Annotated in this window: 27 protein-coding genes; 11 read left to right on the top strand and 16 right to left on the bottom strand. The window is 46.7% G+C overall.

Going from position 1 to position 26169, the window contains the following annotated elements; all coding sequences use genetic code 11:
• The first annotated feature begins 117 nt into the window (after nucleotides 1–117).
• Nucleotides 118–1014 carry a helix-turn-helix domain-containing protein gene (locus KQI_RS0111680; RefSeq protein WP_010346933.1) on the top strand — a complete coding sequence of 299 codons (897 nt, stop codon included), beginning with the start codon at nucleotides 118–120 and terminating at the stop codon, nucleotides 1012–1014.
• Nucleotides 1015–1181: 167 nt separating this feature from the next.
• Nucleotides 1182–3458, top strand: coding sequence for a GDYXXLXY domain-containing protein (locus tag KQI_RS0111675; RefSeq protein ID WP_010346932.1), 2277 nt, complete (start codon nucleotides 1182–1184; stop codon nucleotides 3456–3458).
• 139 nt (nucleotides 3459–3597) lie between these two features.
• Here the strand turns inward: KQI_RS0111675 and mmuM are convergent, their stop codons facing one another.
• Nucleotides 3598–4545, bottom strand: coding sequence for a homocysteine S-methyltransferase (gene mmuM, locus KQI_RS0111670; RefSeq protein WP_010346931.1), 948 nt, complete (start codon nucleotides 4543–4545; stop codon nucleotides 3598–3600).
• Nucleotides 4546–4703: 158 nt separating this feature from the next.
• Here mmuM and KQI_RS0111665 point away from each other — a divergent pair, with 158 nt between their 5' ends.
• Entirely contained in the window at nucleotides 4704–4886 is a 183-nt protein-coding gene (locus KQI_RS0111665; RefSeq protein WP_010346930.1) for a hypothetical protein, read from the top strand.
• A 99-nt stretch (nucleotides 4887–4985) separates the two neighbouring features.
• Here the strand turns inward: KQI_RS0111665 and KQI_RS0111660 are convergent, their stop codons facing one another.
• The 3 genes from KQI_RS0111660 to rlmN form a co-directional block, all read right to left on the bottom strand.
• The gene (locus KQI_RS0111660; RefSeq protein WP_010346929.1) at nucleotides 4986–5918 is read right to left on the bottom strand and encodes a dihydroorotate dehydrogenase; all 933 of its coding nucleotides are present in this window, start codon (nucleotides 5916–5918) and stop codon (nucleotides 4986–4988) included.
• Nucleotides 5899–6600, bottom strand: coding sequence for a dihydroorotate dehydrogenase electron transfer subunit (locus tag KQI_RS0111655; protein WP_010346928.1), 702 nt, complete (start codon nucleotides 6598–6600; stop codon nucleotides 5899–5901). Before KQI_RS0111655 ends, KQI_RS0111660 begins: the two co-directional genes overlap by 20 nt.
• Before the next feature lie 139 nt (nucleotides 6601–6739).
• Nucleotides 6740–7837 (bottom strand): dual-specificity RNA methyltransferase RlmN, encoded by a 1098-nt coding sequence (gene rlmN / locus KQI_RS0111650; protein WP_010346927.1) that lies wholly within the window; start codon nucleotides 7835–7837, stop codon nucleotides 6740–6742.
• 248 nt (nucleotides 7838–8085) lie between these two features.
• Here rlmN and KQI_RS0111645 point away from each other — a divergent pair, with 248 nt between their 5' ends.
• The gene (locus KQI_RS0111645) at nucleotides 8086–8955 is read left to right on the top strand and encodes an AraC family transcriptional regulator (protein WP_029390122.1); all 870 of its coding nucleotides are present in this window, start codon (nucleotides 8086–8088) and stop codon (nucleotides 8953–8955) included.
• 70 nt (nucleotides 8956–9025) lie between these two features.
• On the opposite strand, the gene KQI_RS0111640 is transcribed toward KQI_RS0111645, so the two are convergent.
• Together KQI_RS0111640 and KQI_RS0111635 are read right to left on the bottom strand one after the other, a co-directional pair.
• Nucleotides 9026–9472: a GNAT family N-acetyltransferase gene (locus tag KQI_RS0111640; protein WP_010346925.1), complete on the bottom strand. Its 447-nt coding sequence runs from the start codon at nucleotides 9470–9472 to the stop codon at nucleotides 9026–9028.
• A 204-nt stretch (nucleotides 9473–9676) separates the two neighbouring features.
• Nucleotides 9677–10405, bottom strand: a complete 729-nt coding sequence (locus tag KQI_RS0111635; protein ID WP_010346924.1) for a YheC/YheD family protein — start codon at nucleotides 10403–10405, stop codon at nucleotides 9677–9679.
• 269 nt (nucleotides 10406–10674) lie between these two features.
• Between KQI_RS0111635 and KQI_RS0111630 the strand changes: the two genes are divergently transcribed.
• From KQI_RS0111630 to KQI_RS0111615, 4 genes are all read left to right on the top strand, one after another.
• Nucleotides 10675–11220 (top strand): glutathione peroxidase, encoded by a 546-nt coding sequence (locus tag KQI_RS0111630; protein WP_010346923.1) that lies wholly within the window; start codon nucleotides 10675–10677, stop codon nucleotides 11218–11220.
• A gap of 133 nt (nucleotides 11221–11353) precedes the next feature.
• Nucleotides 11354–11932, top strand: a complete 579-nt coding sequence (locus tag KQI_RS0111625; protein WP_010346922.1) for a TetR/AcrR family transcriptional regulator — start codon at nucleotides 11354–11356, stop codon at nucleotides 11930–11932.
• Nucleotides 11933–11961: 29 nt separating this feature from the next.
• Complete coding sequence (locus KQI_RS0111620; RefSeq protein ID WP_010346921.1) at nucleotides 11962–12702, top strand: SDR family oxidoreductase; 741 nt, start codon at nucleotides 11962–11964, stop codon at nucleotides 12700–12702.
• Between the two features lie 37 nt (nucleotides 12703–12739).
• A complete protein-coding gene (locus KQI_RS0111615) occupies nucleotides 12740–13276 on the top strand; it encodes a Crp/Fnr family transcriptional regulator (RefSeq protein WP_010346920.1) in 537 nt (178 codons plus the stop codon).
• On the opposite strand, the gene KQI_RS0111610 is transcribed toward KQI_RS0111615, so the two are convergent.
• From KQI_RS0111610 to KQI_RS0111570, 9 genes are all read right to left on the bottom strand, one after another.
• Entirely contained in the window at nucleotides 13209–13730 is a 522-nt protein-coding gene (locus KQI_RS0111610) for a DinB family protein (protein ID WP_010346919.1), read from the bottom strand. The genes KQI_RS0111615 and KQI_RS0111610 overlap by 68 nt on opposite strands.
• A 66-nt stretch (nucleotides 13731–13796) precedes the next feature.
• On the bottom strand, nucleotides 13797–14741 hold the full coding sequence (locus tag KQI_RS0111605) for a helix-turn-helix transcriptional regulator (RefSeq protein WP_010346918.1): 945 nt from the start codon (nucleotides 14739–14741) through the stop codon (nucleotides 13797–13799).
• Between the two features lie 109 nt (nucleotides 14742–14850).
• Nucleotides 14851–15207 (bottom strand): nucleotide excision repair endonuclease, encoded by a 357-nt coding sequence (locus KQI_RS0111600; RefSeq protein WP_010346917.1) that lies wholly within the window; start codon nucleotides 15205–15207, stop codon nucleotides 14851–14853.
• 187 nt (nucleotides 15208–15394) lie between these two features.
• Nucleotides 15395–16135 carry a YheC/YheD family protein gene (locus KQI_RS0111595; RefSeq protein ID WP_010346916.1) on the bottom strand — a complete coding sequence of 247 codons (741 nt, stop codon included), beginning with the start codon at nucleotides 16133–16135 and terminating at the stop codon, nucleotides 15395–15397.
• A gap of 15 nt (nucleotides 16136–16150) precedes the next feature.
• Nucleotides 16151–17263, bottom strand: coding sequence for a 2-aminoethylphosphonate aminotransferase (locus tag KQI_RS0111590; protein ID WP_010346915.1), 1113 nt, complete (start codon nucleotides 17261–17263; stop codon nucleotides 16151–16153).
• Complete coding sequence (gene aepY, locus KQI_RS0111585) at nucleotides 17260–18420, bottom strand: phosphonopyruvate decarboxylase (RefSeq protein WP_010346914.1); 1161 nt, start codon at nucleotides 18418–18420, stop codon at nucleotides 17260–17262. Before aepY ends, KQI_RS0111590 begins: the two co-directional genes overlap by 4 nt.
• A complete protein-coding gene (gene aepX, locus KQI_RS0111580) occupies nucleotides 18420–19319 on the bottom strand; it encodes a phosphoenolpyruvate mutase (protein ID WP_010346913.1) in 900 nt (299 codons plus the stop codon). Before aepX ends, aepY begins: the two co-directional genes overlap by 1 nt.
• A 42-nt stretch (nucleotides 19320–19361) precedes the next feature.
• A complete protein-coding gene (locus KQI_RS0111575) occupies nucleotides 19362–20090 on the bottom strand; it encodes a YheC/YheD family protein (protein ID WP_010346912.1) in 729 nt (242 codons plus the stop codon).
• Between the two features lie 327 nt (nucleotides 20091–20417).
• Complete coding sequence (locus KQI_RS0111570) at nucleotides 20418–21086, bottom strand: hypothetical protein (protein WP_010346911.1); 669 nt, start codon at nucleotides 21084–21086, stop codon at nucleotides 20418–20420.
• Nucleotides 21087–21303: 217 nt separating this feature from the next.
• Here KQI_RS0111570 and KQI_RS0111565 point away from each other — a divergent pair, with 217 nt between their 5' ends.
• Complete coding sequence (locus tag KQI_RS0111565) at nucleotides 21304–22503, top strand: right-handed parallel beta-helix repeat-containing protein (RefSeq protein WP_010346910.1); 1200 nt, start codon at nucleotides 21304–21306, stop codon at nucleotides 22501–22503.
• 111 nt (nucleotides 22504–22614) lie between these two features.
• The gene (locus tag KQI_RS0111560) at nucleotides 22615–23238 is read left to right on the top strand and encodes an acetate uptake transporter (RefSeq protein ID WP_010346909.1); all 624 of its coding nucleotides are present in this window, start codon (nucleotides 22615–22617) and stop codon (nucleotides 23236–23238) included.
• A 79-nt stretch (nucleotides 23239–23317) separates the two neighbouring features.
• On the opposite strand, the gene KQI_RS0111555 is transcribed toward KQI_RS0111560, so the two are convergent.
• Nucleotides 23318–24304, bottom strand: coding sequence for an aldo/keto reductase (locus KQI_RS0111555; protein ID WP_010346908.1), 987 nt, complete (start codon nucleotides 24302–24304; stop codon nucleotides 23318–23320).
• Nucleotides 24305–24536: 232 nt separating this feature from the next.
• On the opposite strand from KQI_RS0111555, the gene KQI_RS0111550 reads away from it, so the two are divergent.
• Nucleotides 24537–26075 (top strand): FAD-dependent oxidoreductase, encoded by a 1539-nt coding sequence (locus KQI_RS0111550; protein WP_010346907.1) that lies wholly within the window; start codon nucleotides 24537–24539, stop codon nucleotides 26073–26075.
• Nucleotides 26076–26169 lie beyond the last annotated feature (94 nt).

Below are 26169 nucleotides of genomic sequence, written 5' to 3'. Positions count from 1 at the left end.
TCGGGCCCATTACCTTCTTAATAACCCCAAATTCCTATGAATTAACTTGTAATTATTCTTTCCTTTATATACAATATACTCAAAATCCCCTTATCTCCACCAAAGGAGAGGTGACGTATGATGAAAAAAGTAAAAAATGAAGATCACTTCGACATCGTGGAAGACCATTACTTCACAGCTACCGAACTGGAAAAATCCAGTGCCATATGGCCAGTCCGACTCGGGATGGATATTTCGAAAACCAGCTGTCATGTAGGCCCTAAGGCTGTGCCCTATTTTTATTTCAATTTTGTGCTTGAAGGCCAGGCAGAGTTTATTTATCAGTACAAAAGGTATCGTGTCCAAAAGTCCGATTTATTCTGTTTCTTTCCGCATCACGCACATGAATATTACACGGATCGAGAGAATCCGCTGCAAAAGGTATGGATTGCCTTTGAAGGACCGAAGTCCCTGGCGCTACTGGAACGGATCGGAATTAAGCCTTCTTCACCTTTTATGGCTAACGCGGTGAGCGAGGAAATTCTCGAACTTATCTCCAACCTGTTTTCCATTGTACATGACAGCAGCAGACAGGGCAGCGATCTAGCCCGCCTGATTACACTCCATCAGATTTTCGAGGAGCTGTCCCGGAACACGTCTGACGCGCTTCGCAGCCTTGCAGGCTCTGATTATTGGCTCCAGCAGGGGAAGGATTACATTGATATGCATTACTGTGACCGCATTACCATTGAACAAATTGCCGAGCATGTAGGGGTGGATCGTGCCCATTTTTCACGTAAATTCCATTCTACCTTCCTTATCTCCCCCGCCAAGTATTTGCAAAACCTCAAGATTAACGAAGCCAAAAGATTACTGGAGAAGACGACTTACAACTTGTCAATCATTGCCCAATCCATCGGTTATACCGATATGTCCACCTTCTCCAAGGCATTTAAGAAAATAGCGGGAATTCCGCCACGTGAGTATCGCTTTCGGCACCAGTCCCGGCAAGAGATTCGTACCGCGAACGCTTAACTGGTGTCCTACAACAAAAATGGAGAACAAGCGAAGAACAGACGAAGGAGAACAACCGTATGCCGGTGGCTCTCCTTTTTTATGACCTGATCCTAATTTGCACTTGGTTCCCAGCCCTTTCAACGCTATAATAGGCATCAAACCAACAGGAAAGGTACGTGAACTTCATGCTGCGATTCAATGCGATACGTACGGGCTATCTGCTTGGCATCTCACTGGTACTGGCCGCGATCATTTATTTCTTTGCCTCTAATTGGGGGGGCCTGGATCGGACGGTCAAAATTGTGCTGGCTGCTGCGCTTATTGTTCTGTTTTATGGCTTGTCCTTTGTATTTGCACGTATACGCGCCATTCCCGGTCAACAAGCTTTTCTGTCCAATATATTTCTGGTGGCCGGCTGTATAGCCTTTGGCGTCTCCGTGTCGTTGCTCGGTCAAATTTACAATTCCCATGCGGACAGCTACGGGTTGTTCTTGATTTGGTCCGTTCCGGCTCTGCTACTCAGTTGGATTACCCGTTACAACCCTTTTTATGTGCTGTCCTATGTACTGATCCACCTCGGCATATGGCTTTATTTCTACCCGACGATGCAAAGCGCGTCCTATAGCGACCTGGAATCACTGTCCATAGCCGGGGTGTTCGCACTGGTCAATCTGGGGTTGTTTCTATTCACGTTCCTGCGCCGTCTAAGCTCTATACCGTTAAAATATATAAGCTTTATCGTATTCCATATAGCCTTGCTGACCATGACTAATTCTTTTGCATTGGACAAATATGGTCTTGTCATGAACATACCGTGTATCGCTGTGATTGCTATTGGATTTTATATATTCATTAAGATTCGACTAAGCAAAACGCTGCTGACCTTGAATGCATTGGCAGCCTCCGCCTTTGCTGTCTTTAAATTTATCGAACTGGCAGAGGCGTATTCCTCTTCTCTGTTCTTTGTTTTTGGTTTAATTTTTGTGGCGCTGCTGCTGACGGGTAATGTCTGGTTTTTCCGTTATTTAAACCGCTTGGACAAATCGTCCCCAGACCTGAGTGCATCGGCGGCTGAAACAGCAGTTCCTGAGGAACGCGGCAGCGAATGGATCAGCAAAACCGTATCCCGCATGATCAAGATGGTCGGAGTGCTGATCGGCAGTATATCTCTGATCGGACTGATTACCATTACCGCGAATGTAAATCACACCGAATATGTACTGTTGGGTGTGTCCTTGCTGCTTATGCTTTCGATGATTGTTATTCCGGAATCCAAGCTGGATTCTGTGATACGTTATACTCTGCTGACGATCAGCTATATTACAGGCTGGGTGGCCATTGTATGGTCAGATCAGACGTTGCTTTCGGTGCTGTATCTGATCGTTTCTATCGCGGGATGGTTTCGCTCCATAGGGAAACGGCAGCTATTTTTTGCCTACGCCTTTGTGAATCTGAATCTGGCGACCATTTTATTTCAGCAGTTTCAGGAATGGGAGCGTTGGAACTGGACCTATGAGTTCATTATCTTTTCTCTCTTCTTCGTCAATGCCGTGTTGTATGGGACCGTGTTGTATGGGATAAGTTATTTTATCTTCAAGACAGAGTTGAAAGAACACCTCCGAAATAGCTCATTATTTTTCAGCTTGTTGTTCCTGCTTTGGGCGACGTTTTTCGAGGATGTCTTTCCACACTCTTATATGCTGATTAACATTTTTTATCTTGTGGTTGTTACAGGGATGGTCTTCGCCTTTATGCGTCTAAAACAAAAATCGGCCGCCATAATGAGCATCGTATTCTGGTTTATTTTTATCGGCTTCAAATACTATGACTTATTGTGGACGCTATTGTATAAGTCGTTTACGCTGGCGCTGCTGGGCGTCATTGCATTCGGCATTACCTGGTGGCTGGATCTCCGGACGTCTCATAGTGGCAAGGCAGCATCCGAGGCTGATCATCGCAGCTTTAGCTTTATGCGTCTAAGTCCGCTACTCATCACTATCGTTATCGTGCTGCAACTGGGCATCATTAGCTATCAAACCGTCAGGAACGAAACCTTACTCGCCACAGGTGCTTCCGTTAAGCTCAAGCTGGCTCCTGTAGACCCGCGTTCCGTGCTGCAAGGCGATTACGTTATACTCAATTACGATATTTCTACCCCACCTTCTTCTTCAATGACACCTCTTCAGGAGAAAGATTGGAAGCGAGGCAAGGTTAAAGTCGTCCTCTCGCCGGGTAGCCAAGGAGTATACATCGCTAATCGCCTGTACCAGGATGGTGAAAAGCTTGCCAATCATGAGATTGTCTTGAACGGGCAGTGGGATGGTTCCCGAATTCAGTACGGTATTGAGAATTATTTCATTCCCGAAGGAACCGGACGTACTGTTGAACAGAACGCCCATTACGCCTATATTCGAGTCAGCCGCAATGGTGATGCATTGCTGGAACGCTTGGCAGAAAGCTGACTTGAATGAACAAAGGCAGCAAACAAAGCAGGCTGAACCAAGCTCTCCATTGCTGGAGTACAACTTGGCTCAGCCTGCTTGTTCTTTCAGGACAATCAAGGGAGGCTCCTTATGAATAACCCCCTAAGCTTGCCCCCATTTATACTTCTCTCGACCATGCCACTATTTCTTTAATATCCTGCGGCTGAGTCCGGCAACAGCCGCCAATCAGACGGGCTCCTGCTTCATACCAGTGGCGGGCACTCTGCCCAAACGTCTCTGTACAAGTGGTGCCGTGCCATGTTTTGGTGACCGGGTCATATTCCTCCCCCAGATTGGGGTACACCACCACAGGCTTATCCGTATGGCTACGAATTCCCTGAATAAGTGATGGAATGAACTTCGGCAAAGTGCAGTTGATCCCTACAGCAGCCACCTGCTCATACTCATTCAGCCATTCAGCGCACGCCGCGACAGATTCGCCATTACTGATGTGCTGGCCGTCCTTTGCACTAAAGCTGATCCAGGCATATGTGCCGGGAAACTCCTTCAGCAATCGGGCAATGGCCTTGGCTTCGACCAGACAGGGTATCGTTTCACAAGCCAAGATATCCGCCCCAGCCTCAATGAGAGCCTTCATTCGCGGTCTGTGAAACTCGACAAGCTGCTCTTCGCTCAACTTGTAATCACCGCGATATTCGGAGCCATCCGCCAAAAACGCCCCGTAGGGTCCGACAGAGGCCGCGACCAGCGGCTTGGGACGATGCTGCTGATTGGCCGCAGTCGCAGCTTCGGCCCAAAATTCATCCCGTGCCTGCACAGCAATCCGCACCGATGACTGAATCAACTCCAGCGCCTCATTTTCGCTCATCCCCCGTTGAACATAGCCTTCGACGGTGGCCTGATAGCTCGCCGTAATCGCGCAGTCTGCGCCAGCTTCAAAATAATCCCTATGTACACGCTTGATCGCCTCCGGGTGCTCATGAAGTATTTTCGCTGACCATAAGCTATCGTTCAGATCATGCCCATGACGTTCCAACTCGGTCGCCATTGCGCCATCCAGCACGATTACCGGATATTTGTCCAGTATATGTTGTATCGGATTCATGTGGACCCTCCTGCTCGTCTGTTCTATTTAACCCACTGTTCAGGTTGGAATTAATTCCTTATATTATAGCCTTTGTTTGAAATAAAACAATATGCTGAATAAGGAGGAATCAATTCTCCATAATAAGGACGTATACCTAACGAAATGGAGGACATCGGATGATTGACAATCTCGAGAGTAACTACAACTGCGCTAATGCAGGGCAGGATCTTCACCAGCTCAAGCAGGAGCTCGCTGCACTTCAGGAACAAGGTGCTAACGACCAGGCATCCAGGGAAGCCATTCATCGACTGGAAAATCAAATTTCATTCATCTTGAATAAATGCGATATTAACCACTAATTGAGTTTGGCTGTTTCGGTAAAATAAAATACAAAGCCGGCTTGCCTTGGAGGACAAGCCGGCTTTGTATGCTTGAGTTTATGCAAACGGGTACGAAATTCACAGGACTCCCCGTATCTCATCCAACGACTGCACCTTTTCCCGCTGCATCCATTGTTCAAGACCATATACTAGCTCAGACCCTGCGTGTAGGTGAACAAAATTATACGTTCCCACCTGGATTGCCGCTGCTCCTGCCATGATGAATTCAATAATGTCCTCTACAGAACTGATGCCGCCCATCCCGATCACCGGAATCGACACCGCCTGAGCGACCTGATGAACCATGCGTAAGGCAATCGGCTTGATTGCCGGCCCGGAAAGACCCGCATACGTGTTGGCGAAGACACTCCGGCGCCGACGTATATCAATTTTCATCGCAGAAAACGTATTGATCAGCGAAACGCCGTCCGCGCCTTCTTCCTCGCACATAACCGCCATCTGCGTAATGTTCTCTGCATTGGGAGACAGCTTGACGACCAGCGGAAGCGCCGTTACGTTGCGTACCTGCCGCACGACGTCCCGCGCCACCTCCGTCTGGATGCCGAATTGCATCCCACCCTGCTTTACGTTGGGACATGAAATATTCAACTCCAGCATATCAACGCCCCTGCGATTCATCGTGCGGCGTTTCTGTGCATTTTCCGTAATCATAGCTACAGCCTGAACGTATTCCTCCAGATTGGAGCCGCCCACGTTGGCAATAACAGCCGTGTTCCAGCGAGTCATGTCATCCAGCTCGTCCTTCAAAAAGGCGGCAACCCCCGGGTTCTCCAGCCCCACACTATTGAGCATGCCGGATGCTGTCTCATGTATTCGTGACCCCGTATTGCCAGCCTTCGGATGAAGAGTCAGTCCCTTGCCGACGATGCCACCCAATAATTCAGGAGAATAAAATTCGGCATATTCACGTCCAAAGCCAAACGTACCGGAAGCCATAATGATCGGGTTCTTGAACGCTACACCCGCTATATTACACGCCATGGAGATCATCAAACTCCACCTCCTCCACCGGAAATACAGGCCCTTCCTTGCATACCCTGCGATTGCCTTCACGGGTACGCATTGTACAGCCCAAACATGCGCCAATACCACAGGCCATATGTCTTTCTGTTGAAATATATAAACGGGACGGCGTCCCCGCCGTTTTCATCGCTAGTGCCTGCAGCATTGGAGTTGGCCCGCAGGAAAACATATTCACATAGCGAGCCGGATCGACCTGTTCAATGATGCTTCCTCCGACCTTGACTTGCACAGATGCCGCCACAGCTTCGAATACCTCAACCCCGAAGGCTTGCTGCGCAAACCCCAGATAAACGTCCGCATGCGGGTAATGCTTCGCAGCCAGCAGCAATGGAGCCGTCCCCATTCCACCACCAACCAAAGCCAAGCTACCCTCCACCTGCGGAAAACCATTGCCGAACGGTCCTTCCAGTTGAATCTCCTGACCCGGCTGTAGCTGGGAAAACAGGCTTGTCCCCTCTCCAACAACCCGGTATAAAAAGGAAATATGATCTTCCCCGATATCATAAATGCTAATAGGTCTGGGTAACAGTGGATAATTCATCCCGCTGCGCAGCATGTAGAACTGCCCCATTCTTCCTCTAAAATTGCCTTCAATTTTCATCACATAGATGCCCGGAACAAGTGCCATATTCGAAATTACGTTAGCCATATAACCCCTCCACTAACCACTCACTATAACGTAAAAGCAGCAACTATCACGTGACTATTTTCACATATTCAGATAATGTTTTGCCCTCAGGTTTGTGGTACAAAAAAGCGTACTCCTGTGAGAGAGTACGCTGGTGCATTTAACTAATGGCTTCGCGTTCCAAATTGCGACTGCCTTGGGTATCCTTGCGAATTTGCTTGCTGCGCAGCTGTCCGCAGGCTGCGTCAATGTCGACCCCATGCTCCAGCCGAACACTACAGCTAATCCCCTGCTTTTTCAATACATCATAGAAGCCGGTAATGGATTCCGATTCACTTCGCTGGTATTGGCTATGCTCATCCACCGGATTGTAAGGAATCAGGTTCACGTTCGCCAGATTGCGGCGATGGCCTACCAGCTCAGCCAGCTCCAGCGCATGCTCCTTACCATCATTAACACCCTTCAGCAAAATGTATTCCAGCGTGATTCGACGATTCGTTTTGTCCAGATAATAATCAATCGCCTGCATGAGCTTCTCAATCGGAATCGCCCGGTTGATTTTCATAATACGGGTACGAATTTCGTTATTCGGCGCATGGAGAGAAATCGCCAAATTGACATGCAGATCGGAATCTGCAAATTCAATGATTTTATCGGCAAGTCCACTGGTAGATACGGTAATATGCCGTGGACCAATCGCCAGCCCTTTGTGATCCTTAATGACCCGGATAAAGTCGGACAGGTTCACGAAGTTATCAAACGGCTCGCCAATCCCCATCACAACGACGTGACTGACCCGGTCGCCCGGACGTTCCTTGTCCAGATACAGCTGCACCTTCATGATTTGCTCTACAATTTCACCGCTGGACAGGTCACGACTCTTCTTCAACAATCCGCTCGCACAGAAGCTGCATCCAATGTTACAGCCCACCTGCGTCGTCACACATACAGACAGTCCAAACTTATGCCGCATCAATACGGTCTCTATCAAATTACCATCCTGTAGCCGGAACAAAAACTTGACTGTCCCGTCCGCCGACTGCTGCTTCACATGCTCTTCCGATGTTTCTATGGAAAAATGCTCTTCCAGCAGGCGAACGCAGTCCTCATGAACCTCCGTCATCGCCGCAAAATCAGTAATCCGTTTCCGGTACAATGCGTCCCACACCTGCAACGCACGAGATTTCTTATGTCCATGCTCCATGAGCCATGCTGTCAATTGGTCTAGCGTTAATCCATAAATGGATTCCTTTTTCATGTTCGATCCTCTTTTCAAAACATTAAAATTCATATTTCTATATATAAACCCTAGCCATCACGACTCGTCTCAACTATCATTGCATCATAGCATGTTTGAACGCTCTGCGCTATTCAAACGCTTCTTCTATTGTCCCAAATTTTAATTATGAACACAAGGGGGCAGGCTGATGGTATCCTGTTCAACAAAAGCACGCAATGACAGGATTACAGACACCACCAATGATATGATTACAACCAAGGAAGGTGATACGGTTGGAATGGTTGCTTCGGATCAAGAACGCACTCGATCTGATGGAAGAAAGGATGCAGCAGCCCCTCGATATCGATGAAATTGCAAAGGCGGCCTACTCGTCCCCCTTCCATTTTCAACGGATGTTCTATATGCTGACTGGCGTCACGGTAGCAGAATATGTGCGCAAACGTCGATTGACCCTGGCTGCTCAGGAATTGAGTCTTTCTACCACCAAAGTATTGGATGTTGCGTTCAAATACGGGTATGATTCCCCCGAATCTTTTTCTAAAGCGTTCCGCAAGGTACACGGTATTTCTCCCACTGAGGCCAGAAGCCCAGGGGTTAACCTGAAAGCCTTCCCACGCATCACCTTCCATCTATCGTTGAAGGGAGATCAGGAAATGGATTACAAAATTGTAGAAAAAGCGGCCTTTACGGTCATTGGCAAGTCCATTCAAGTCACCACTAAAAACGGTGAAAATATGCGAGAAATCCCGAAATTCTGGGACCAGCTTAACGCAGATGGCACATCTGACCGCATTCATGCCCTGGGAACAGGCGACGATATACTCGGTATATGTCTGGACATGAAGCACGGTGAGGAGACGTTTAACTACCTGATTGCCGCAGAAGGCAGTGAGGACGTAGCAGCCTCTAGCGGACTGGAAGCCAGAACTATTCCGGCTGCAACCTGGGCCGTATTTACCTCTATCGGCCCTATGCCTCACTCGATTCAAAAGGTATGGCAAAGGATTTTCCAGGAATGGTTCCCTGCCAGCAATTATGAGCATTCGGGTGGCCCCGAGCTGGAAGTCTATACGATGGGAGATTCCCGTGCAGAGGATTACCGCTGCGAGGTTTGGATTCCGGTTATGAAAAAGTAAACAAACGAACCGACTGCGTATCGTAGTCGGTTCAATCCCTCTTGCCCCTTAGCTTGTCCAGGACCCCTGGCTAGATGATGGAATAGTTAACCCAATCTGCCTGAACGGCGCCCTTTTCTTCAAAGAAGCGTTGTGCCCGCTTATTGCCGGGACCCGTGGTCCAGGACATGTACGCATACCCATGGTCTTGCGAGTAACGTCGGCATTCCAAAAACAGTTGCGATTCCACTTCTGTATCTCTGTATGGCTCCATGACAAACAGATCGTTCATGATGGTAATTTTATCTGCTCTCATCGTGCTAAAAGCAAAGTATAATGTAGCGAAGCCAATAAGCTCCCCATCCTGCTCTACTACGAACTGTATACCTGCTTGCTTCTCTAAAAGGTTAAAAATCAATTTATGTAGTTTCTCAGCAGCCGGTCTGGGATTCTTATAAAAACCAACAATATACTCATACATTAACTCCGTCAAACCATTCACATCGTTAGGTTCAGCATTTCTTATGATAAATGACATGTTAATTCCCCCTCTTATACGCGATTGAATAAATATACTATACAACGAATTAATATGCAATACATTAGCGATAATTAGCACATTTCCCCAATAGGCCATCATAGCCTGATAAAACAGAACCAGCCTAACACTTTATCTGTTTTATTTATGTGCTTCGACTGGTTTTTGATTTATAAGGTTCAAACGCGCTTGAGCAGCTTTATACTAATGCTGAATCCGACGTTTGTTTCTCAAAATATTGCGAATCATCTTATGATTGGGGAGCTGCTTGAACAACTTATGTCCGGGGTGCGGATTTGCCTCGATAATCCAGATTTGACCACTCTTCTCAATAGCAAGATCAATACCCAACTCGCGAAACGGATGATTTTTATCTATCGTGTCAGCAACCATTTTAGAAAGTTCGATAACCTGATCCAGAGTCTCTTTCATTTTCGTTCTGTCATTTTTGAAGACTTTTAAAAGTACCTTGGACAACGGTGCCGCATGTCCTCCTTTGCGGTAATTGGTAACCACTTTTCGGGGTGCAGCAACACGGCCGGTTATTCCTGAAATGACCCATTCTGATTCCGGCTTCTGCATATATACTCTGGCATCAAAAATAGAACCTTGGTATTTCGCCAACCGAAGTCCTTGCTGTACCAAATAACGACGATGAGGCTTCCGATAGGTTCTGATCGCTCTTCTCACCGCGTGGGTTCTGACAATTCTTCGACTTGAGCCGCAACGAATCTCATACCTCCCTCCCAGCTTTTTGGCACGTATGATGCCAGTCCCGCCACTCCCAAAATTAGGCTTAATGAAAACCGTCCGATATTCATCCAGCATGCGCAAAGTCCTTGCGTTGCTAATCCAACGGGTCTCCGGCAAATGAGAACTTAAAACGGGATGTTGTCTCATTTCCTTATATTGAATCATCTTTCCAATGGGCACGAATATCCCTCTATTCTGTAGGGTTTTTGCACGCATTACATGAATATGCATCCATATTCTATCTTGGTAACGGCGAATGCCACAATTTGCTATGAAAGAGGCAAACCCCTACTATCCTACCTTCTTTGATTTCAAGAGAGATACGCAATAGGTACATGACATAGCGTGATTATTGTATATACCTATAAGCCTGATCCCAATTATATATTAGACCAATACCAACTCTGGATATATGATGTACTAAAAATATCGTAAGGAGGAACATTAACATGTGCATTTATGACTTCCAAGCAACCACCATTTACGGGAAACCAGTTGAATTCTCAGAGTATAGGGGAAAGGTTCTCCTCATCGTAAATACAGCCAGCAAATGTAGCTTCTCCAGCCAATTTGCTGATCTGCAAAAGCTCTACGAAAGCCGGAAGGGACAAGGTTTTGAAATTCTCGCGTTTCCATGTAATCAATTCAATGAAAAAGAGCCGGGTAACCACTCGGAATTGCAGGAAGTCTACCAAAATGAACATGGCATAACGTTCCCACTATTTGAAAAAACGGACGTCAGAGGTCCTTCTTCTCTCCCATTATTTCAGTATCTGACGCAGCAGGCACCCTTTCAAGGCTTCGATCCCCAAACCAAGGAAGGCCAATTCATGGATAGCTTTCTTCAGGATAAGCATCCAGAAATATACGCTGACGACGGGATCAAGTGGAACTTCTCCAAATTTCTGATTGATCGTGATGGTCATGTAAGAGGAAGGTTTGAAGTAACGACAGATCTCTCTGCCATAGAAGCTGTTATCCAATCGCTGCTATAGCTTCCCGGTTTGCCCCTTTAAATAATTTCAGAAAAGAGTATCAAGTGACAAATATTATTTTTTGTCACTTGATACTCTTTGTGTTATCCTGATTGCAAGGAGGTGAATTACACGGCAAACAGGTCGTGGCTTTATGGAAAAACCCTCAGATGTATTGACTAAAAAACAGATTCTTGTCGCGACAGAAGAAACACTCAGGCGGTTTGGTATAGCCAAAACCTCCGTAACTGATGTTGCTAAAGTATTAGGTGTGAGTCATGGCAGCATCTACCGACATTTTAATAGCAAAGCTGAACTTCTCGAAGGTGTGACCGAAAAATGGCTGAATGAAAAGATTATCATTCCATTGTCGAAGGTGTGCCTGGATTCATCCTTAACAGGCGTATCCCTTTTAAAACGATACATACAGACTTTGGTCGAACTCAAACATGACTACGCCCGTGATGACGAGGAAATGTTCCAGATGTATACCCGGGTCACCGAGCAATCGACTGATTTCATCGAACAGCATATCGACCATATTGTTAAGCAGCTCGCTGACATCATTACACAGGAAGGCATCACATCGGATCAGCCAACACAACTGGCTCGTACTCTTTTCCATGCTACAGCACGTTTTCATCACCCTGCTCATGCTTACGAATGGAAGAATCCTAAAGTAGATCAGGAGTTTTCGGATGTGTGGGCGCTTTTGGAACATGGAATTTATTAGGAAATATATAGAAGGAAGGTTGGACAGACATGAAGCATTTGGACGGAAAAACAGCAATTGTCACGGGATCGTCGAGAGGGATTGGACGTGTCATTGCGGAGCAACTGGCGGAGTTGGGCGCCCGTGTAGTCATTAATTATGCCAGCAGCCCGGATAAAGCCCGCCAGGTCGTGGAAGGTATTATTCAAAAAGGCGGCAAAGCCATCGCAATCCACGCCGATCTGGGCAAGATGAGTGATATTGAAGCATTATTTACGAATACCATTGCTGAATTTGGCAGATTAGATATTCTGGTTAACAATGCCGGACTGATGATTACCAAGCCGCTTGCTGACGTGACAGAAGCCGATTTTGACAAACAATTTGCACTGAATGTAAAAGGCACCTTCTTTGCTTGCCAGCAGGCCATGAAGCACATGGAGAACTACGGGAGAATCGTGAACCTGTCCACGTCCGTAATTGGACAAATGTTCCCGGCCTATAGCGTATACGCAGGCACCAAAGGCGCCGTTGAACAATTTACCCGCCAGCTTGCCAAGGAGTTCGGAAACAAACATATTACGATTAATGCTGTGGCTCCCGGCCCTGTAAATACCGAGCTTTTTCAAATAGGGAAAACCGAGCAGCAGATCGAAGGTATAAAAAAAATGAATGCATTTGGTCGTCTCGGTGAACCCGAGGATATCGCGGATGTGATTGAGTTCCTGGTCAGCGCCAAATCACAATGGGTTACCGGACAGACGATCCGCGTCAACGGCGGATTTATCTAAAAAGCTGAAATACATGGAATGGAGGCTGCACACGCTTATGATATTACACAAAGGCGAAACCCTATTTCGTCAAGGGGAATCCGGCCCTCTATATCTGCTAAAGAGCGGCTTGTTAAAAATCGTCCGAGTCCACGAAGATGGCTCGCAAATTTTGGTCAACGTTATTGTGCCCGATGAAATCATCCCGCATCACTCCCTAATCACCCCCAATCCTTATTATGGTACAGCGATGGCGCTGGTGACCAGTAAAATTGAGGTTCTATCTCAGAAGGAATGGTATCAGTCGATAGAGCAAGACCCGGCGCAATGCCGAACTATCGCTTTGCAGCTACAGGATAAGCTGCGCATGATGCAGCAACGCATCGACCAGTTGACCGAAGTTTCACCTGCCGAGAAGCTGCGTAAGCTTCAGCGCTGGTTCCACTCCTATATTGCACCCGCCACATTAACGGACGTGCTAACACAAGAGGAAATTGGGCAATTCATCGGGCTGCGCCGGGAGACGATCAACCGGTTATTGCGCGCTTCAAACGCTCCTTCTGCAAAAGATGATGCCGATAATGCATTTCGATGAGTATAAACCACTCCCTGGCATTCAGTGCACCAAAGCGGGGGTGAGAGACGGTATACCCCTCTGAAGATTCGCGGAGGATGGGTTCAACCTCTCTCATGTGGCGGACCACAGTGTGTAATCCCTCCACAATGTCTTCTTTGCTGGTCGGTTGCGGAGGAGTGTACTGCGGGGATGGCGGGACCTGGATACGCATGGGCGGAAAGCCTCCCAGATTAAAAACGGCTGTACCCGCCTCGGTTTTAACCCCCTTCTCTCCAGCTGGCTTTAGGCAAAGCTCAATATTTTTAAGCTGCATATGAAGGGCCGAATTCACCAAGTGAAGGTACATTTGCCCAAGTGACCATTCGCCCTCCTGTGGTGTATACTGCAATTGCTCCAGGCTAAAGCTGTCCAATTCAAGGAGATAGTGTTGTACCGTTTCTTCAAAACGCTGTAAAGTTTCAGTAGTATTCATATCCTTTTTACGTCCCCTTTCCTTCAAGTAGCTTTACTATACACAAATGCTACTGACAGCATTATGTCAGTAGCATTTCAACATTTTTTCGGCTTCCACACGTATCCGATCCCGCAGAGATTCAGGCTCCAGTACAACCATGTCCGCCCCCCATCCGAGTATCCATTGCAGCAATTCCTCTGGCTGCCTAACGCGGAAGAGTACATGCAATCCATCTGCACGCTCCTCCATGGCCTCCATGTAGAAATTGCCGGATTCCTTCACTTTATCTGCAATCGCTGAATGGGCTAGTATGCGAACATATACATGGCGGTCATCGGTTTGCTTGTAATTTTGCAAATTAAAATCCACAGGAAGCTGAAATCTGTCCTCCAGCACGGTCAGTTCGTTCATACGGGACAAACGGAAGTGCCGGAGCTGCTGACGTAATTCGCATTGCCCGATCAAAACCCAGGAGCCATGCATCAGTACAAGACCGTAGGGTGCAACCACACGCACGCTTTGACGATTCCCGTCTGCCTCCGGCATTCTTTTGGAATAGCCAAAGCGCACCTTTCGTTTTTCCAATATAGCGAGACGCAGCATTTCCAAAAATGTTTTTTCCGTATGATTTACTTCTTTCCCTCCTGTGAGCAGCCTGATGGTTGTGCGCACCCGGGAAACCTCTGTGCGAACACTCTCCGGTAAAATGGCTTCAATCTTCCTGCGGGAAGTTTGCGCTCTGGTGCTGTATTCTGTATCAAATTTCTGTTCGACAAAATCGGTTCCTATTAGTAGCGCTACGGCCTCTTCCACGTTAAAACTCACCGGAGGCAAAAAATATCCCTCCATCAGGGAATATCCAACCCCCGGCTCGCCTACAATCGGTACACCCGATTCGCTCAAAGCCTGTATATCACGATAGATAGTTCTTACACTCGTCTCAAATATAGCTGCCAAATCCTCGGCCCGCAAAATATCCTTGCGTTGCAATTCTAGCACAATGGCTAGCAAACGGTCTGTTTTGTTCATACCAGGCACCCTCTCTGGAGGAATCTACATACACTAATATAAAAGAGCAATAAGGGCAGTACAACTACTGCGGCTTATTGCTCTTTTATATTGATACCGGGTCACTCCATTACTTGAAAAACACTTTTTCGACGTTATACTTGGCCTTTTGTGAATTGATGATGTAGGTTTCATAGATTTCTCGTTCTACCGCATCTTCCACAATACAAACCTCGATAATCGCCACTTCATTCCGATACGCTTTCATCGGCGATACCGTATCTTCAAAATGTTTTTTAATTCTTTGTCTCAGCTTTCTTGCTTTACCAACGAACAGCAATTCCTCCTGCGCGTTATAGAACATAAAGATACCAGCCTTGTCTCTGGGGATCAGGTGAAAATCTGTAAATCCGTAAATATGGCTGAGCTCAGGATTAACCTGCTTGGTAATCGTAATATCCAGGGTTGGAATCGTTATATTAATCATTGTGTCACTTCCTCATTCTATATAGGTGTACATACTATCACAAATATGAAGGTAACACCATTGAAGATCGTCAGAGGGACGGACGAACGAGGGCAAATAACTCGGGCAGATACCGATGGACATTAAAAAAGATGACCCTGATGAATACACAGAGCCACCTCTTGATTGTCTACAGCCTCTTTCGTAATCAACCGTTTTTGTAATCCGTAATGCGGTTATACATCGTTTTATCCTTCAGCTTACGGAAATGGGACCTTGCCGGAAAAAGATTAGCTTCAATAATCCCAATACGTCCTTTCCGGTCTATGCCAATGTCCAATCCATATATCCGGTGCCCCGGAAAATAAGCGCTTAGTTTCTTCGCGGAACGAATGGAAACACGATCAATATGGGACTCTAATTTACTGGCAGACAGGTGCCGAACGGAAGATTGTCGAATGCCAGAATTAAAATGGAGTAATTTACCCTTACTCCGTGTATTATTAGAAACAATATACCCTTTGCCTGCAACTTTGATAACCTTGCCTGTAACTACCCATACAGATGAGCCAGTTCTCCGTTGAATGATGACTCTCATATCAAAAGGACGATTGTTGATGGTCGGACGGGTAATTCTGCGTTGAACCATATAACTGGCGTTCCCGATTTTTCTTTTAATATAATGATACGTATTGGTTCTGCCCCGCACTAAAACTTTTATATTCTCGTAATGTACAATGTACTTATGGTTCCCTAACCATGAGACCTGAAAGATCCCCTGGCCACGACTCCCCCACACCGGTTTCACGATCACATGCCCGTACTTGGAGAGAAGTTTCGAAAAATAATACCTGTCCAGGAGCTTCGTTTCGGGGACGTAAGACCTCAGAGACGCATGCCTTCTCAATAATAAATACTTGTACCACTTATCTTTTGCTGCTGATGCCATGGGACTCCACCTTTCTCATCCGCATTTTATGCTACTGAGATAACGTTCAAGCAATTCCAAAAATAACTCCATCTCCTTATACGTGATATCACCTATATTGGCAATCCGGAACGTATTTAGTTTCTCAAGTTTGCCGGGATAGATCATAATCCCTTTACTGTAAAAATAATCATGCATCGATTGAAAATCATAGCCTGCACAATGGGGTTCAAGAATGGAAGTAATGATTTTGGAATGATGCTCTTCGGGAATGATATAGGTTAGACCTAAGCGGGCTAACCCGTTAATTAAGGTTTTCCAGGATGTCGCGTATCTTTCGTACCTTTTATCCACCCCCTCCTGCTTTAATTCCTCAATCGCTTGTCTAAGCGCATATAAGGTTTGGACTGGAGGCGTAAACCGCATCTGCCCATGTTCCACAAAATAATTGTATTGAGCATACAAATCCAAATAATAGCTTCTTGGCTTCTGACCTTTCAAATTCTCCAATTTGCTTTTTTCGGCGATCACAAATGAAACCCCGGCCATTCCCTGTAAGTTTTTGTTGGAGCTTGACGCCAGATAGGCAATATTCATTTCCTTTAATTGAATTGGAATGGCCGCAAATGAGCTTATGGCATCCACGATCATGCCGATTTGATACCTTTTGCATAACTCTCCGATATCCTTCACCTTGTTAAGCAGGCCCGTTGTCGTCTCATGATGTACAACGGCCAGATGGGAGACGGCGCGTTCGGAAGATTGGATAAACCTTTCTAATTCAGCCAAATCAATCGCATCATCGGGGGGACTTTTGAATTCAAAATAATCCACCCCATAAACCTTCGCTATCTCGCACATCCGTTTTCCATAGGCTCCATTGCTGACAATGATCACTGCCTCGTGATTTGGGACCGAACTGATGATAGACTCCACCGCTGCAGTACCCGATCCGCCAAACAATACGGTCGCATAATGATCCGGGTCCGCGACCAGCCGGGTAAGCTCTGTCGAAATATACTCCATAACTAGACCAAACTCGGCTTCACGAGGGCAGATATCCGGAACCACCTGTGACCATTTCACACTTTCTGTAGTCGTTGCCGGACCAGGGGTAAGCAAAATATTTTTCTTGACGGAGGAACTCATGAATCGCCCACTTCCTTACCCTTCAAAGGACTGTTATAAATAAAACGCTGCAGACGTTCCTTTACTTCATGAGGCTTCATATGCGGACGAGCAAGCTGATCCTTGGAATACTTGGATATTTTCAGGTACAAAAACGTAAGTCCCTTATCCACTTTCCATTCTTGTAAAAAGGCTTTCAGTTCATCAAGACTGTGAACATAAATCGACTTCGTATAACCACAGGAAGCAGCAATGTCTATAAAATCGACATTATGGGATACCGTGCTTTGCCCGCCTGTTGATTCATGAGCGTTATTATCGAGCAGAATGTGAACCATATTGGGCGGATGATAATACCCGTTGGTTGCCAGACTCCCCATACGCATCAACAGAGATCCGTCTCCGTCAATCACGACGATATCTTTGCCTGGTTGGCTCAGAGCCAACCCAAGTCCCAAAGAACCGATACATCCCATAGAGCCCACCATATACAGGTTGTTAGCTGCATCTTCAATTTCATACAGCTCACGCCCTGTTTTACCAGTTGTTGCTAGTTGTACAGTATTGTCGTCTTTCATAGAGTTAATCGCAGATAATGCTTCATACCGTGTAGGCATTGGATGGTCCGTATGGCCATGCTGCTGGATCTGATTTAGATGAATCGAGGTTTGCAGTTTTTTTAATGGCTCTTTGTCAAAAGTCCCTTTCTTAACGACAAAAAAGAACGGGCGACGCCGGGCAATTTGCTCATTAGCCTGGATCAGCTGATTTTGGGCCTCCTCTAAATCCTTGGAGAGGTATTGCCATTCCACATCCATCGTATCCAGTATTTTCGTTGTGATCCGGCCCATCAGTTCATGCTGAGGTTCGTCAGATATCCCCGGTTCTCCGCGCAGGCTGACAAATCCAAGCAGCGGAATACGAAATGGGTAGGTAAGAGAGGTCAATGGCGAAATAGCGTTGGTCAGCCCTGAATTTTGCATAAGGACTACCGACTTCTTCCCCCCTATATAAGCTCCAGAAGCAATCGCCACCGCATCCCCCTCGTTAGCCGCTGCAACATAATCGCATTCATTTATCGCATAATTGATCAAGCTTTTCAAGAAAGAGCACGGAACACCGCTGAAAAAGGTAAATCCCAATTTCTTCAGCTCTTCTCCCAACAATTTCGTGTCCATTACACATGCCCGCCCGAATTCGGTTCTGACGACGGAAAGTATTGCCGCTCCGCAGCTTGCAGCTCCTCGACCCTTTGAAGCCGGAATACTTCTTCGATGGTGGCGACACTCTTTTCAATATGAACAAGACTTTCATCCCGATAAATCCGGTTAGATAAATGCTGCATGGCTTGAATGGATGCTCTCAAATTATGGTTTGCCCAAATCACAAGGCTAATCCCCAGCTCCTGAAACCTGGCGGTTGGAGTCGTATAGTATTTGGTAGGCACAATCACTACCGGCAATCTTCCGGCCCATTCCTTCATGAACACTTCAATCTCTGTGGCGTCCGTTCTTTTGCTGTGTATTAATACGGCATCGGCTCCTGCCTTCCGGTACGCCTCCGCCCGCTGCAGTGCCGCTTCAAGCCCTTTCCCGGCAATAAATGCCTCTACTCTGGCCACCACTGTAAAGTCCTCATCGGTTTGTGTGTCTTTCATCGCTTTTATTTTCCCGGAAAACTCCTCGATATCAGCCAAAGCCTGCCCTTGACCGTTAATGAACGAATTCATTTTGGGGAACCGCTTATCTTCGATGCATACCCCTGCAATAGAATGCTGCTCCAGTTTCTTCACCAGCCGCCTTGCATTATTGAAGTTGCCGTACCCCGTATCTCCATCCAGCAGAATTGGAATGGACGTAGCATCACTCATGAATTCCAATACATCCAAAACCTGCGTCCAGGAGGCCTCGTTGCTGTCCCTTACTCCCATCGCTGCAGAGATGGATAATCCGCTGGCCCAAATTCCTTTAAACCCTGTCTCCTCCACAATTTTGGCCGACAGACCATTATGGGCTTCCATGATAAACTCCAGTTTTCGTGAATTCACCAAATTTCTGAGTTGCTTTGTTTTTTTCATTGAAACTTTCTCCTTCTCCCCTAGAAATAACGTGCAAGGAATCTACTTCCAAATAAGACTCTTGTTTCTCATGATTGTGTTGATCATAGTAGGATCGGGAAGCTGAGTGAATAGCATATGTCCGGGATGTGAATTGGCCTCAATAATCCAAATACGGCCTTTTTTATCTATGGCAATATCGACCCCCAATTCACGAACCGGATGCCGTTTATTAATCGTTTTGGCAATGATGACGGATAGTTTGGAGATTCTACGATAATAGGCATCCGCTTTCGCGTGGTTGTGCTTAAAAAGGCTGAAAAGCACTCGATGCAAAGATGCTGCATGCCCTCCTTTAAGATAATTGGTAACATACTTATGGGGTGCCGCGACACGGGCGGCCGCGCCGGAAATAACCCATTTCCCCCCTGGTTTCTGTAAGTAGATCCTGGTGTCAAAAATCGAGCCGTGGTACTTAGCTAACCGCAGCCCCTTCTGTACTAAATACATGTGTCTGGATTTCTGGTATGACTTAATTGCCTTTAAGACATAACGAGATCTTACAATCTTTCGCCTTGAGCCCCTGCGAACCTCATATCCTTTCTCCAATCTCTTGACCCGGATGATCCCGCTTCCACCACTCCCGTGATTGGGTTTGATGAAAACCGATGAATAGGTATTCAGCATCCGCTCGGTCCTCGAATCTGTAAACCAGTGGGTTTCAGGTAAATGCGGACGCAAAACGGGATGTTGCAACATTTCTTTATGCTTTTTCATTTTTCCAATGGGCACTAGTCATCCCTCTTATCTTTTTTGGTTTTTTGCGCATACCGTATGCATATGCACCCAGCTCCCCTTCTGCGTGGGCCGCTGCCTTTGGTCCAAAACTAAGCTTTATGTCACAAAACAGCATGTGCCAGCTGTTTAAATATGAATAATCGAAGAGACAGCCTTTCGGACAAGCTCGGGTCCGGACTAGAGAAGATAGGCTGTCACCAAATAACAAAAGATCCGCTACCGAAAAGGTGGCGGATCTTTTGTTTCCAGCAAGCGCTGGTGACACAGCCTGCGCTCGTGCCAGGCGGTATATGACTCATGGCCGAATAGCTGCTTGTCTAATTATCGGCCCCCCGGGACAGGTTTTGGCGTTTTCCCCGCCATTTTCTCCAGCATCCAGACAAGAACCCCCACTGCAAGGCTAGCGATAACCGCCAAAATCACGGAGCTGCCAGCATGCAGCAGCAGCACAGGAACCCACAGCAGTCCGAGTGAACGATGCGCGGTCCGCATCCACTTGTTACGAACCTTGTTAATAAAGAAGCCATATCCGGTGATCGCCAATAGAATGGCAAAGCACGCAAGCCCTGTGTAGGTTTTGCTATCTTGAAGCTTGGTAATCAAAAAATAGACACCGTGAACGGCAACAAGAATCAAGGTCACCCAGCCCAGCAGTTTATGCATGCCGTGGAACAACCTCCCGGCCTTTCTAACCAATATCGATGGCGATCTCAACTTCTTCTTAAACCAGAACCAAGAGAAAGCAGCCGCTCCGACGAACACGGAGATCGTACCCAAAGTCTTGAATATTTCCCCGTTACCTCCACGCCGCTCCCCTCCGGGAGGACGGCCCATTTGCCCTGTATGCACGTTGCCTACGCCGCCTTCTGGCGGTCGAGGTCCAGGTCCGCCGCCGGAAACCGAAGACATGTAGTAATAGTAGAGGACGAGCAAAGCTGCTACCGTAACTGCGATCATGGCCGGAATCCAAACGGTCTTTTTCGTTTTCATTAGTTATACATCCTCCCCAGGAAAATTGCCTTGATTGTACCCGGTCAAGCTGAAAAGAAAATTAAAGCCAGCTGAAAGTATAACTTTTGGGCAAGTCCACTTCGTTGCTAAAAAGGTTCTAAAGAAAACCACTTGAAATAAAACCCATTTTGTCCGAAAATATATAAAGGGTAATTTTGTAATTACTTCAACTATTTTGTTAGGAGGTAGATGTAGTATGTCAGGTATATTTCATCGGAAAATCAGGCTCTGCTTGTTGCTCGCAGCCATCATTACATTCGTTATCCAAAGTCCTACCGGTGACATTCATGTGGCCCAAGCAGCTGACAATGTCATTAATGCTACGGATTTTGGAGTTAAAGCCAACTCGAACTCCCCACAGTCCAGGGAAATTCAGAATGCGTTGAAGTATTTTTATGATCAGGGAATGAAGGGGACGGTTTATTTCCCCAAAGGCACATACCTGGTTGACGAATCTATTCGCTTATATGCCGGGGTAAGCCTGAACGGTGACGGAATGGGCAAAACCATTTTCAAAAAGACAGGCTCTAAAAGCCAATATGTCATTGGGAATCCAATTTTACGAAACAATTCCGAACGACTAGACGTGAAGCTATCCAATCTCACCATTGACGCAGACCGCACGAACCGTGCAGCCCGTGGCGAAGGTCAGGTAGGCGGCATTCTGATAGATATGGCTGTCTCCCACCTTACGCTGGATCGCGTGGAGGTTCGCGACACCACCATCGGTGCGTTGCTTCGCAGAACGAGAGATTCCGAGATTACCAACAGCCGCTTTGACCGCAATAACGGACATGCCATTGCCACCGGACACGAGAGCTTTCCGGCAGGCGAGTTCCGCAACGTCAAAATTACGAATAACCAGATTACCAATTCCGGTGGCGGTAGTGGAATTAATCTGTCACGCGCAACCTATACAACGGTTACCGGAAACCAAATTATCAACAAGACCCACCAATCTGACGGCTATGCAGGTATTCGTATCCCTAACAATGGAGCCCATAATACCGTAAATAATAATGTAATTGAAAATTATCCACGGGGAATCTTTGTACTAACTGGCGCAACAGACAATAATATATACAAAAATACGGTGAAAAATGCATCCCTGCAGGGTTTACTGGTCGAATCGGACGGTAACACCTTCAAAGATAATGAGTTTTTCCAAACCAATTCTTCGCTTAAGCCTGATGCGGTCATCCGCCTTTCCAAGGCAAACAACAACAAAATCATTAGCAACGAGATGACCACGCACTCCAAGTTCTCCAGTATAGGAATACGTGTAACCAATTCCAACTCCAATGAAATTAAGAACAACATCACAGATACTTCAGGTAAATCAGTCAGTATTGAGGGTGGTAAGAATAATGTAAACACAGGCAACCGCAATCGGTAGGTGAATTATGTACTATGCGAGTACGTCCGTTTCCGTTACAATATGTCAGTGTGATTCTGGCATCGGCAGATTGACACGTATTTGAACATTATTGGAGGCTTGTATTTTTTTATGCAAAACGAATCTCATTCTAACGTAAAAATCATAACGGCCGATCCGAGTGCGATCGGTCTGTTTGGCTTGGCTATTGTAACGCTTGTGGCTTCGTCCCAAAAGCTCGGCCTCACTGAGGGCTTGAGCTTTATCATCCCCTGGGCTATTTTCCTCGGTGCCTTCGCACAGCTGTTTGCCTGCATTCAGGATGCAAAGCATAACAACACCTTTGGGATGACGGCGTTTGGTGCTTATGCCTTCTTCTGGTTCGCCGTAGCAGGTAGCTGGATGATTAAAATGGGCGTATTCGGTCCAGAGCTGGCGTCCGCTGTAGATGGCAAGCAGCTCGGTTTTGCCTTTGCGGGCTACCTTATCTTTACGCTGTTCATGACCATTGGAGCGATGGAGACGCATAAGGTCCTGTTCTTTATCTTTGTCCTGATTGATTTTCTGTTCCTGGGTCTTAGCTTCGATGCATTCGGCGTTGCTCCAGAGGTGTTCCATACCCTTGCAGCTTATTCAGAAATGGGTATTGGCTTGCTCTCACTGTACGGTACAGGAGCCGCAGTTCTGAATGCGCATTTTGGCCGTACGTTCCTGCCTGTAGGACGTCCCTTCGGTATTTTCAAGCCACGCCCTTAGCTGTATATGTAAGCCCCGCAAAGCCGCCTTTTCGCGCCGATCCGCGTTAAGGACGGCTTTTTGGGTTATACTGCTGGAATTATTCGGCTTGCCAATTCGGCATGCGCTCTGCCGTATAACGAAGCCCGGCCGCCATTCCTTTGGGAATGATCGCATTAATATTTTCCATTTCCTCCGTAGATAAAGCGATATCGGCTGCCCCTGCGTTTTCTTCCAGATAAGCCACCCGCTTGGTGCCTGGAATCGGTACAATTCCCTCTTGCGCAAGCAGCCATGCCAAGGCCAGCTGAGAAGGCTTGACCCCTTTTTGAACAGCGAGGTCCTTAATATGCTGCACGAGATCGAGATTCTTCTGGAAATTCTCAGGCTGAAAGCGTGGCACGGTGCGACGGAAATCATCTTCTGCAAAATCTTCAAATCTCTGAATTTGCCCGCTCAAAAAGCCGCGTCCCAGCGGACTATACGCCACAAATTCAATTCCCAGCTCCTTGCAAGCGGGTATAACCTCATCTTCCGCTTCCCGGCTCCATAAGGAGTATTCCGTTTGCAAGGCCGTGATCGGGTGAACCTTGTGAGCACGCCGAATGAGTGCAGGAGAAGCCTCGGACAGCCCCAAATAGCGAACCTTGCCTGCCTGAACCAAGTCACTCATCGCGCCAACCGTTTCCTCGATAGGTACGTTCGGATCGACACGGTGCTGGTAGTACAAATCAATAACATCTACTCCCAGTCTTTGCAGGCTGCGGTCACATGCCTGTTTTACATATTCAGGACGACCATTGACACCCAGAAATGACCCATCCTCTCCGCGCATAATGGAGAATTTGGTAGCCAATACCACCTCATCCCGGTGGCTCTGCAGGACTTGACTGATCAGTTCTTCATTTTTCCCCACACCATAGACATCGGCTGTATCCCAGAAGTTGATCCCCAGCTCCAGCGCACGATGAAGCGTTTTGATCGACTCCTGATCATTCAATTCACCATAAAATTCCGACATTCCCATGCAGCCCAGACCCAGTGCAGATACTTGAAGGTCACTTCTACCCAGTTGTTTCTTTTTCAACTTCCATCACTCCTGTATTGAAAGAATAGTCATCGGCCTTTCTAATCACCATCACGTTGCATCCAATATGTTACTACTTAAAGTTAACTTGAAGTCAAGTGTTGCCTTAGCAACGCTAAAAAAGCCTGGGAGGTACAGGCCAATTTATCATAAAGAGAATTGTTTAGTGAATATAAAACCCTAAAATGACAATAATACACATAAAGTGTAATCAAAGGGGTCGGTTGTAAAAATGATGCATAATGAATCCCATACAAAATTTCCGCAATTCCCAGAATCGTATTGGTTAGCTTCAACTGACATCCCCAGTTTTCCCAAGCTTAGTGAGGATATTCAGGTGGATGTTGCCATTGTAGGTGCGGGGATCACTGGTATTACCACTGCTTATTTACTTTCTAAAAAAGGACTAAACGTCGCAGTCGTCGACGCAGGACGGATGCTTCATGGAACAACGGGCCATACTACCGCCAAAATAACCGCGCAGCACGATTTGATCTACAGCGAGTTTCTTTCACATTTTGGCAAAGAGCAAACCCGGCTCTATTACGAAGCCAACCGCGAAGCTCTTCAATTCATTAAACAAACGGTAGAGGAATACAATATCGATTGTCAATTTAAAGAAGAAGATGCCTACGTTTATACATGTGCAGATACGTATGTAGAGAAAATCACCGCCGAATATAAAGCCTACGAAGAATTGGGCATCCCGGGAAGCTATGTCGAGCAAACGCCTCTGCCGTTTTCAACTAAAGCAGCCATTGTGATGAAAAACCAGGCCCAGTTTAATCCCGCTCCTTTCTTGAGGTATTTGGCAAATCAAGTCATCCGTCAGGGCGGGAAAATTTATGAGCAAACGACCGTTGTAGGTGTGGAAAAAGGAAACCCTGCCATCGTTAAAACCAATGACGGAAAGAAAATCACGTGCAATCATGTCGTATCCTCCTCGCATTTTCCATTCAATGATCTAAACGGTCTTTATTTTGCGCGATTGTATGCCGAACGTTCTTATGTACTAGCGGTCAAGAGCGATAAGATCTACCCGGGTGGTATGTACCTAAGTGCAGAAACTCCAAAACGTTCGCTCCGCTCGGTATTGATAAACGGAGAACCGATGGTCCTCGTCGGTGGAGAAGGCCATAAAACGGGCCAAGGAATCTGCACCTTCCAGTACTATGAAGCTTTAGAAAAGTTCGCAGAGCAAACATTTGGATTAAAGGAGATCATGTATCGCTGGTCAGCCCAAGACTTGTATACGCTGGACAAGCTCCCCTATATCGGACAGGAAGTATCCACTATCCCTAACATCCTTGTTGCTACGGGTTATAAAAAATGGGGGATGACCACAAGTGTCGCGGCGGCTTTATTAAATACGAAACTGATTACCGGAGAGGGAAGCCCGTACCAGGATCTTTTCTCTCCTGCAAGGTTTCATGCGGACCCTGACATTAAAACATTTGTGACTCAAAATGCGAATGTGGCTAAACACTTGATTGCAGGGAAATTGGGAATGAGCTACAAAAAATCCGAAGAATTACAAAATGACGAAGGAGCAGTCATCCAGGTGAATGGTAAAAGGGCGGGCGCTTACCGAGACCTACAAGGAGGACTGCACCTAGTGGACACAACTTGCACCCATTTGGGCTGTGAAGTCGAGTGGAACGAGGCGGAAAGAACATGGGATTGCCCTTGCCATGGCTCCCGCTATTCCTATCAAGGCGAAGTAATCGAAGGACCGACCAAAAAATCGCTTGGCAAAGTTGAATTCGAATAGCACCATCAACCCAAGAGAGCAATAAGAACAGTTCAATCACTGTCGCTTATTGTTCTTTTTTTCGTGACTGCCCAGATTTTGAAATGGACATCAT

Origin of the sequence: Paenibacillus peoriae KCTC 3763, assembly GCF_000236805.1 — a bacterium.
Taxonomy (GTDB): Bacteria; Bacillota; Bacilli; order Paenibacillales; family Paenibacillaceae; genus Paenibacillus; species Paenibacillus peoriae.
Note: the sequence above shows the minus strand (reverse complement) of the source record. Positions and strands in the feature narration are given on the sequence as shown.